Genomic DNA, 6,021 nt, shown 5'->3' with positions numbered 1-6,021 from the left:
GCCATCCGTAACATCCACAAATCCGGACTTTAACCGATCTGGCAGCGCAGATCACCAGATCCAGTCCTGATGCGGCTCGCAGACAAATTTAGTCGCATCAGAAAACCCGCAACCACTTGTAAGCTAACCAGTATTGCATTGAGTTCCCAGACCATCGTTTTGAACCGGGGGAAACCCGATGATTATTTCCTTACGACGGCTTGGAGATCGCACGCGTAGGCGTCGTTCTCGACGTCCCCCGACGAAGGACGGGTTCAGTTGCAAACTTCGGAATCTGGCCTTCCCGGAGTTCGGGATGCCGGCCATTCTGACTTGCGCACCGTGTGTCTTCCTTTGCTACGCCGGATCGTGAGCATGACCGGCAAGACGACCACGACAATCATCCTTCTGCCAGTTCCGGATCGAGAGGGGAATGCAGTCGCCCGGAAAGCAGTAATACGAGATCGCGGCAACAAACAGACCCTCGACCACATGTTGCAACCTCAACTGGCTTCGCGCGCGTGAGACGCACCAGCAGTTCGGCATCGTTGCGGCGCCGCTGACCCTCGTGTCTATGCTGTGCATCAATGGCTGAAGCGCCGACTGCAATTCGTCGAGACTTCTGCCCACTTGTCGAGCAGCCAGCAGCGCCAGCAGAGCTCATCCTGTATGTCTTGATCTCGCAGAATCGCTGCAGACAGATTGAAGTGCACGACAGACGCTCAAGCTCGACCCGCGGCAAGTCGCGGCTCAGGATCGACACGCCGCCCCATCAGTCCTGCAAGAGCGTGCCCATGAAGCGCATTGGCCGTCTTGAATGGATTAACGCGCGAGCGGGGATTACGTAGCAGTCGGCTGGTGCTCTAAAAGGGGCGCGTGCTATAGATTTGCTACAGCGTTGTAGAAATCCATATATCTGACAGGCCTTGCGCCTGTCATTCCACCCCCTGACCTACGGGGTGAACCATCACTAGGTAGCGTGGTTTCTGATGTAGGTCAGCCTTAAAAAGACGGTCAGAAAAGGAGGAGGTACTGCCGTATCAGCAAAGTGTGTCTCCTACGAAGTCGGCGCCACAGTGCCCAGTCGCGATGTGCCAGGCGCCTTCGATCCAGGAGAGGGTCCCGGCACGCGCTTCCATGAGTATGTCCGAGTAATCGGCTGCCTCGGGGGACAGCGGTGCCAGGCAGGCCCACATGAGCCGGCGACGCAGGACAAGCGGCCATACCATGGCAAGCCTGCCTTCGTCGCGCCGGATAATGCAACGCAATGACCTGCCCTTCGGCTTCGCTACCTGCTGCCACGCAGTCCAGCAGAACGCGTACGAAAGGTAGTGCCGCCCCTCCTGCGCGCTTCCACAACGCGTCCCAATCGGGTTGCAGTCTGGCCAATGCACGTTCGTCGGTGATGATCTCGTACCGGGACTCCGGATCTATCATCGCTGCCTCGCAAGAGCCGCATGAACAACCATCTGACCATCGGGTCATCCCGGAAGGTACACCCGCATGCGAGCGGCATGCGTGCGACGGCGCACGATTGAAGGCGCGGTGAAAGGAAAGGCACGTCGTGGTAAAACACGACAATGCAAATCGCTCCTTCGCGGCGCCAGGCACTGAGACAGTATTGCTGGCGCGTGGCAGCGGGCGGCCGATATTTTCGGCCGCAGACCAAAGACATGGTCGACGACCGGAAGCTCACGGCACAATCGGCGCCCCACCCCGAGATGCTTCCATTGGACAATTCGATCGCTTCTGATGCCTGCCATGCTGTGTCGCTCGCATATCATCGCCACCGCGATAGCCAGGTCCTTCCGACGCCAACAGAGCGTTTCAAAAATGCAACGCGCCCTTTAACAGGCGGACTCCAGAAACACCCATCACGTTGCATCGGGCGCGCGCCGCGGCAGACGGAGGTTGGTGCCCGTTAAGTGCCGGTTGCGCGGACACCCATCAGGTGGAACCGGAAGTGCGCCACACAAGACGGATGTCTCAAAACTGGCACGTCTTCGACGCCGACTCGACTGTCGCCGCACTCGTTGCTTATTCGGCCAGTTACCCCGGTTTCCGCAGCGGGCGGTGGAAGTCGTGACGCCGCGCTCATAGCGGCTCTGTCGCTCTGCATGGGGAGAGCCGTCCACTTCCGAGACCAGCATGCCTTCCTTTTTCATTCGCCACCTCTATCCATAGCTCGACGTTGTGTCTCACGCGCTAGCCACGGCACATGGTCCAGACGCGCTGACAGCGCCAGGTTCGCTAACTTTTCCGCAAGCCGCTCGATGAGCGGTTTCCATTGGAGCCAGGTCTGCGGAAATCCGTGGATAAGTACCAACGGACGACCTTCACCTGCGGTGACGTAGTGATGGGCCGTGCCGCTCACCATAAGCCTGTGGTGTTCTATGTTCGGTATCATTGGATCAACTCTTCGATTCAAAGTCGGTAGAGACGGTCAGGTGTCGCCATTTCCTGTCCGCTTCGAGCTTGGCAACATCATTCTGCTCAACGATGCGGGCCGCGTCGCTGCCGAGCAGTAGCCGTAGGGGCGGCTCATCCATTCCCGCCACCTGCAAGACGATTTCTGCGGCCTTCGCGGGATCACCGGGCTGCTTGCCGTCGTAGTCACTTTGAAACCGCGCAGCGACACCAACCGTGGAATCGTATTCCGGCCGGCCAGCGTTAAGCCTGGTTTTCGCACCGGCAAAGTCGGTGCGAAAACCACCTGGCTCGATGATCGTGACCTTGATCCCGAGCGGTGCAGTCTCCTTGGCGAGCACTTCGGAGAAGCCCTCGACGCCCCATTTGGCGGCGGAATAGGCGGCCCGACCCATCGCGCCGATGCGGCCGCCAACGGAGGAAAACTGAATGATGCGGCCCGCCTGCTGCTTCCGCATGATCGGGATGGCCGCTTTGGTCACGTTGATGACGCCAAAAAGGTTCGTCTCGATCTGCGCCCGGATGTCCTCAAGACTTGTGTCCTCAATGGGGCCGATGTCGCCATAGCCTGCGTTGTTCGCCACGACATCGAGCCGACCGAAGGTAGCAACAGCCGCCGCGACGGCAGTGTGCGCCGCGAGAGGATCGGTCACGTCGAGGGCAAAGGTGCGTATCTGGTCGCCATGTTTCGTGCCGAGATCGGCGAGTTGCGCCGGGTTACGGGCGGTCGCAAGCAACTGGTGACCCGCCGTCAGCACGGCCTCAGCGAGAGCGCGACCGAGGCCTCTGGAGCTACCGGTAATCATCCAAACTTGTTTCATCGTCGTTCCTCTTCTGATTTGAGCTAGTTCAGTCAGAACACCGAACGGATCGTGCCGCCATCGACACGGATCGTGGCGCCGCTCACGTAGTCGGCGCGAGGGCTTGCCAAGTAGGCAACGGCAGCGGCGATTTCCTCCGGGCGGCCGAGACGGCCCACATCGTTAGGCACCATGTCGCGCACACAGCCGCGCTCGATTTCCTCCCACGTCGCGCCCCAACCATGCTGCGGCGCGATCTTTTCCAGCAGTTCCTTGACGGAGGGGACGAGGATTGCGCCGGGCGCTACGATGTTCGAGGTAACGCCGGAGTCCTTGAGGTCGCGTGCTAGTGAAACGGCCAGGTTGTGCCGGGCGGCAAGTGAGGCGTTGTAGTCCGGCTGCATCGGGATTGGCTGCCCGGCCAGACCGCCGCCAATCTGAATCACGCGGCCCCAGCCACGCTCGCGCATGCCCGGCACCAGCCGCTGAATCATGCGCACGGCAGACAAGACGTTGACTTGGTAGGTATCGACCCACCTGTCCGGCAGCGCAGTCTCCCAGTTCAAGTGATGGTAGTAGCCGGCGTTGTTGACCAGGATGTCGATGGCGCCACCTTCCTGCGCTTTGGCGGCTACGGCGTCAGCACCCTCATCGGTAGCCAAATCGCCCAAGGCCACTTCCGCGTTACCGCCGGCGGCGACGATGGCTTCGGCAACCGCATTGGCGCGTTTTGCGTCGCGGCCATGAACAACCACCGTCACGCCTTCCATTGACAATAGCGTTGCGGTTGCTTCGCCCAGGCCTGCCGTCGATCCTGTCACCAGGGCACGCCTTCCGCTTAATTTCAGATCCATACAGTCCTCGTCGATTCAGGTTGCCAAGATAATTATACGAGTGTAGACTTTTTGAGATTAAAAGTCTACAGGCGTTTAACTAAGTGAAGTCTTTAGGCAAGAAAGGGGCTGCGACGCGGCAGGCCATCCTGGAATCAGCTCGCCTAGCGTTCACGCAGGCCGGCTATGACGCAGGGGTCCGCGAGATCGCCGAGAACGCCGGCGTGACCGCGATGCTGGTCAACCGCTACTTCGGTTCCAAGGAACAGCTGTTCGAGGAAGTGGTCGAGGCGACTCTATCGGCGCCAGGGATTCTTACGCAGGAAGTCATGAAGGAAGCCCCCGACATGCCGACGCTGTGCCGCAACATCGCTATCGCCTTGGTGGCAAGGACGACGCCACACATTACGCCTATGGATGGGTTCCTCATCCTGCTGCGATCCGCGAACAACGAGCAGGCCACCGCCATCCTTCGCAAGAAGTTCGAGACACATTTCGCAAGGCCGTTAGCCAACCTGCTGCCCGGCGACGGGACGCCGCAGCGCGCTGCGATGTTCCTCGCTGTCATAGCCGGATTTCAAGTGTTGCGGCAGATCATCGAAATGGAGGCACTAATAGAAGCCAAACCTGACGACCTGGTGCGGGAACTTGAAGCTCTCTTTCACGTTCTTGCTTCCGAAAAAGCTCTCTGAAACGCTCGACAACTTGCGGACAACGATCAGCGACTTGCCCGTGGTGTTAGCGCGATATGACTGGCTTCCAAAACACTGCGTGACTGGGAGATAAACATGGTCAACAGGCTTCCTTGGCGCTCCATCTTGAATTGGGCATTGATCGTGTTCTTTATTTTTGGAGAAGCTGGAAATATCTTTGCGCCGCCTGCCATCCTTGCGGATTATCAGCGATGGGGTTATCCAAGCTGGTTCCATTACCCCACGGGGAATGTTTGAGGTAACTGCGGCTATCTTGCTGATTTTCTCCGGCACCCGATTAGTTGGGGTCGGGTTAGGTTGCACATTGATGATCGCAGCTGCGGCAACCGTTGCCCTACACGGAGAATATGCACACGCGATAGCTCCGCTAGTAGTTTTTGTATTGATATATCTCTCAATGGCTGGCTGACGCTTAGCGCATCTCGCCGGCCAGTTCTCCAAGGATCCTCTGATTGATTGCGAAGATAGTCTCGGGAGTCTCCCGTCATCGAATATTCCTAGCCGATCGAGAGGCCGCGTTGTCTTCCAACTTCCCACGACACGCCGCTCCTATGCATCGTCGCGGCAAGCTGTTGTGTCTACGGCGACGATCACGAAAAATGCGGCACGGCGAGCAAGGCGGGCAGATCGACGTTCGGCGCGTTGAGCACGATCTCGACTTGCAGCGGCCCCGTCGCCTTGATCGAATCGATTGCGTCGGCGATCGACTTGGCTTTCGGCGCCGTTGCCGGATCCTTGTGGCGCGACAACGAGAAAACGACGTCGTCCGCCGTGAGCGGCTTGCCGTCGTGGAAATGCACGCCTGGCCGGAGCTTGACGGTCCACAGCTTGTGATCGCTGGTGCCGAAGGCTTCGGCGAGCGCATTCTTCACCTTGAAGGCGCTGTCGAACTCGGTCAGACCGCTGTAAAAGATGAACATGCGCGAGTAGTCGGCGGTGTGCGAGGCCTTGGCCGGGTCGAGCGAATCCGAGAGCGACTGGTTCGCCGTCGCGACCCGCATCACGCCGCCCTGCCGCGGCTTGGCCGCGGCGAGTATCGCCGACGAAGCCAGCGCGGGCCAGCCCGCGGTCGCGGCAGCGCCCGCGCTAGAAGAGTCTTCACAGCGCGCCTGCGTTCGAGGTCGGGGCAATGCGTGTCGAGCGGCTTGGTCATGGTCTGTCCTTTGAGTGATGGTCGGTCGAAAGCGCTCGGCCTACATCGCGACGCAAAGACGATAGGCGTCGTAGATGGCCGTATGAATGTCGCGCGACGCCGCGGCGTCGCCGATC

General features: G+C 59.6%; 6 protein-coding genes. 2 read left to right on the top strand and 4 right to left on the bottom strand.

Annotation, left to right across the window (positions count from 1 at the left end; all coding sequences use genetic code 11):
• Nucleotides 1-336: 336 nt before the first annotated feature.
• The 3 genes from ACTJLC_RS31550 to ACTJLC_RS31540 all read right to left on the bottom strand — a co-directional run bounded on the left by ACTJLC_RS31550 (nucleotide 337) and on the right by ACTJLC_RS31540 (nucleotide 4,060).
• Entirely contained in the window at nucleotides 337-525 is a 189-nt protein-coding gene (locus ACTJLC_RS31550; protein WP_440846374.1) for a DUF3422 family protein, read from the bottom strand.
• 1,865 nt (nucleotides 526-2,390) lie between these two features.
• Nucleotides 2,391-3,227 carry an oxidoreductase gene (locus ACTJLC_RS31545; RefSeq protein WP_440846372.1) on the bottom strand — a complete coding sequence of 279 codons (837 nt, stop codon included), beginning with the start codon at nucleotides 3,225-3,227 and terminating at the stop codon, nucleotides 2,391-2,393.
• A gap of 32 nt (nucleotides 3,228-3,259) precedes the next feature.
• Nucleotides 3,260-4,060, bottom strand: a complete 801-nt coding sequence (locus ACTJLC_RS31540) for an SDR family NAD(P)-dependent oxidoreductase (RefSeq protein ID WP_440846370.1) — start codon at nucleotides 4,058-4,060, stop codon at nucleotides 3,260-3,262.
• Between the two features lie 83 nt (nucleotides 4,061-4,143).
• Here ACTJLC_RS31540 and ACTJLC_RS31535 point away from each other — a divergent pair, with 83 nt between their 5' ends.
• On the top strand, nucleotides 4,144-4,731 hold the full coding sequence (locus ACTJLC_RS31535) for a TetR/AcrR family transcriptional regulator (RefSeq protein WP_440846368.1): 588 nt from the start codon (nucleotides 4,144-4,146) through the stop codon (nucleotides 4,729-4,731).
• 96 nt (nucleotides 4,732-4,827) lie between these two features.
• The gene (locus ACTJLC_RS31530; RefSeq protein WP_440846366.1) at nucleotides 4,828-4,989 is read left to right on the top strand and encodes a hypothetical protein; all 162 of its coding nucleotides are present in this window, start codon (nucleotides 4,828-4,830) and stop codon (nucleotides 4,987-4,989) included.
• Between the two features lie 353 nt (nucleotides 4,990-5,342).
• Here the strand turns inward: ACTJLC_RS31530 and ACTJLC_RS31525 are convergent, their stop codons facing one another.
• Nucleotides 5,343-5,882: an ABC transporter substrate-binding protein gene (locus ACTJLC_RS31525; RefSeq protein WP_440846364.1), complete on the bottom strand. Its 540-nt coding sequence runs from the start codon at nucleotides 5,880-5,882 to the stop codon at nucleotides 5,343-5,345.
• Nucleotides 5,883-6,021: the final 139 nt, after the last annotated feature.

This window comes from Paraburkholderia sp. 22099, assembly GCF_052045835.1.
Classification (GTDB): domain Bacteria; phylum Pseudomonadota; class Gammaproteobacteria; order Burkholderiales; family Burkholderiaceae; genus Paraburkholderia; species Paraburkholderia terricola.
The sequence above is the reverse complement of the archived record's forward strand: the minus strand, read 5'-3'. Positions and strand labels throughout refer to the sequence as shown.

Bases quoted from the DNA above. Each gene is read 5' to 3' on its own strand.
- ACTJLC_RS31550 (WP_440846374.1), bottom strand. From the start codon at position 525: ATGCCGAACTGCTGGTGCGTCTCACGCGCGCGAAGCCAGTTGAGGTTG.
- ACTJLC_RS31545 (WP_440846372.1), bottom strand. From the start codon at position 3,227: ATGAAACAAGTTTGGATGATTACCGGTAGCTCCAGAGGCCTCGGTCGC.
- ACTJLC_RS31540 (WP_440846370.1), bottom strand. From the start codon at position 4,060: ATGGATCTGAAATTAAGCGGAAGGCGTGCCCTGGTGACAGGATCGACG.
- ACTJLC_RS31530 (WP_440846366.1), top strand. From the start codon at position 4,828: ATGGTCAACAGGCTTCCTTGGCGCTCCATCTTGAATTGGGCATTGATC.